The organism is Peptoniphilus rhinitidis 1-13 (assembly GCF_000246925.1).
Classification (GTDB): Bacteria; Bacillota; Clostridia; order Tissierellales; family Peptoniphilaceae; genus Peptoniphilus_A; species Peptoniphilus_A lacydonensis.
Window position 1 is genome coordinate 1 of the sequence record NZ_BAEW01000031.1, and the last position, 2,833, is coordinate 2,833.

Annotated in this window: 4 protein-coding genes; all 4 read right to left on the reverse strand. The window is 32.6% G+C overall.

Annotated features, from left to right (window positions below):
- Positions 1-248: 248 nt before the first annotated feature.
- Positions 249-506, reverse strand: coding sequence for a hypothetical protein (locus RH95_RS09015; RefSeq protein ID WP_235777728.1), 258 nt, complete (start codon positions 504-506; stop codon positions 249-251).
- Between the two features lie 74 nt (positions 507-580).
- Positions 581-1,855: an N-acetylmuramoyl-L-alanine amidase gene (locus tag RH95_RS09020; protein ID WP_010248790.1), complete on the reverse strand. Its 1,275-nt coding sequence runs from the start codon at positions 1,853-1,855 to the stop codon at positions 581-583.
- 48 nt (positions 1,856-1,903) lie between these two features.
- Positions 1,904-2,248 (reverse strand): hypothetical protein, encoded by a 345-nt coding sequence (locus RH95_RS09025; protein ID WP_010248793.1) that lies wholly within the window; start codon positions 2,246-2,248, stop codon positions 1,904-1,906.
- An 87-nt stretch (positions 2,249-2,335) separates the two neighbouring features.
- Positions 2,336-2,833, reverse strand: a 498-nt coding sequence (locus tag RH95_RS09635; RefSeq protein ID WP_010248796.1) for a hypothetical protein, incomplete at its 5' end; no start/stop codon positions are given.

Genomic DNA, 2,833 nt, shown 5'->3' on the forward strand with positions numbered 1-2,833 from the left:
TAGTTGTGTTTTCTGTATATCTTGCAATTTCAACGTTACAAGCACTTTCAAATATTCAAGTGGACTATAAAAGTGGATACAAAATTTCAATCTAGAATTAATAATATAACAAAAGTAATAACCCAATCTGTAGGGTTTATTTTTTTTTGATTTCTTGCAATAAAAAAAACCTAGAGATCCCTCTCTAGGTTAGTGTATTTGAAATAAATAATTAAAATTCTACTTAAATTCATCAAGTTATGCTCTTACTATTTTCCCATATAGTCTTTTGTCTCTATATAGTTAGTCACATCTTCAGATTTACTATCTGCTATACCCTCGCTTAACATATAGATACATAAACCTCCAACTGCTGATACTAATGCTACAATTCTTTCTGTAGTCTCAGGATCTGCATTGATAAATGCAACAAGTGCAATTACAACTGCACTCACACATGCCCAAAATTTTCTGGAGCCTAATTTCCTAATTAAATCTTCTTTTTTCACAAAAACACCTCCTTTCATCTCTTAAACACTGCCCTCTCTAACTAAGAGCCAGGGCCTCTCGTCACATCTCGGCTTAAACTTTATGCTTAGTTTCATTTTTCTAGTTTTTCTAAAACTCTATCTAATAGAGAAAATAACTCCCCTCTAGTAATCGGTTCATCAAATCTTCTTTCGTGGATCTCAATTCCTTTATCGTTTAGATTTTTAAAAGCTTTTTCTGCCCAATGTTCTTTTTGATTTTCCATTTTTCCTACCGCCTTTGTGTTTCTAATTTCATTTACATACTTCATTAATTTATTTCCGTAGTCTTTGCTTGGTGCCCATTTGCCGCCTAAGTCCTCAACAAATTTACAAGTCCCTAGCAAGTATGGGAAATGTCTTGGATCTTGTGTAAATGTTTTTGGATAGCCTTTAGCCCCTGCATATAAAGCTAAGTGATCTAAATGGGCACTAATTCCATCTTCCCATGTTGCAAATCTTTTATGGGCAAATGCCTGATAATCTCCACCACCTTGAGTTATTTTAAGACCACAAGGGTTATGATAACTGGAATCTATTCCAGCAGCAGATTTCACTTTATAAAGGAAACCTGTCTCATGCGCCATTTGTGCGTAAGCTATTACTGGGTCAACTCCCACTTTTGGTGCTAGTTCAAAATATACTTCCACAAGTCCAATAAACTCTGAATTATTATTTTTTGACCTTGCCCATTCTTTAACTTGTTCAAGACTTACACTAGGCTTGTTTAATATTGGTGTTTTAGTAGGTTTGTTTAATGTTGATGCCTTATTGGTCTTTGCAAGTCCATAGTATTCTGCAAGAGTCTTTGCTGTTGCCGCAGCTATCTTATCTAAGCTATTAACATATTTTTTACAGTCATTGAAATTGTCGTGAAATGCGTGCTCGATTATAAAGTTATGCTTTGCCATTCCGTTTCTTAGGATTCCATAATAATTAGACCCATTAGAACTTTTGCGGTATTTTGTACCCCTGTTGTTAGTACCAATTGCATTTGATATTGCTACGCATAATTTATCAGTTAAGACTTTTATGCTCTCTTTTGGATTTGTAGAGTCCCAAATTTCAGTTCCTATAGCAGTCCCACCTGCAGCGTTAGAATGCAAACTAATTAGTAAGTCATAACCTTTTGCCTTTTGACCTCTTTGTGATAAAGTTGGGTTGTCAAATCTGTTAAATCGTGTATTACCAACAACAAATCCATAATCTTCTAAGGCTTTCTTAAGCTTGAGGGAATAGATATAATTACAGTCCCCCTCATTGCAAAATTCAAAGCTTGGAATGTTTTTAAATCCACGATTATGAGCAACACCTGCCCCATGGCCAGGATCTAACATAATTTTTACCATGTCATCAACTCCTTTATTGCATATTAAAAGGCAGCTTCTAAAGCCGCCTTACTTTCTTAATTCATCTAATATTTTGTCTGACTTCTCATCATGTTTTTCTAATTTTCTGTGCAAATCTTTATTATAGTAATCAAGACGATTTACAGTATCAGCAACAATTTTATTAGTAATTGAAAGTTCCTTAACTGATTCAATAAGACTTTCTATAAGTGTTTTAAAGTCCGTGTCGTTCATCTGCAAAGTGCCAATACTTTTTATAAGGTCATCAATTTGTTTTGTTCTCTTTTTATCGTTGGCTATTACCAGATAGGTAAACAAGCCTAAAAAAACAATTATTATCGCTCCTGCAACTCCCACTGCTAGATAAAGTTCTTGTATTGTTTTGTATTCCATATGTCACCCTCTTTATTTGATTTTTAAAATAATTATCTTGCCCTCTTAATTTATTTTTCCAATAAATTAATTCCTATTTCCATTTATTCATACCTCCAATTTTATATTATTTACTACAATATTATTACTTCCTTCATTACTACATTTTTTATAATATTGGTTGGCTAAACTAATACATGATTTTGAGTTAGAAGTAAACCAAATATCACTAGACGAAGTATTAGGATTAGTTTTTGCTTTACATCCAATTAATCTAATTCCAGAATTATTAATAGTAAATGCATTACTCTTATCTGAAATTCCTGAACAATTTAATATTAAATTATTTGGACCATCAATATAAAACGTAGCGTTATTAATTGAAGTTCCTGAACAGTTTAAAATTTTATTGTTTTCAGACGCATTGCTGGTCCAGTAACAATGAGAATGTGACTCAACATTACAGTTCTCTAATACATTTTCACTAGTATTATCACTAAAACATACTGAAGGATCTAGTCCATTGTTTATTATAGACACGCTGATAATATAATTTTTATTCCCCCTGATAGCAATAGACCCATTAGCATCATGAGTAATATTTAA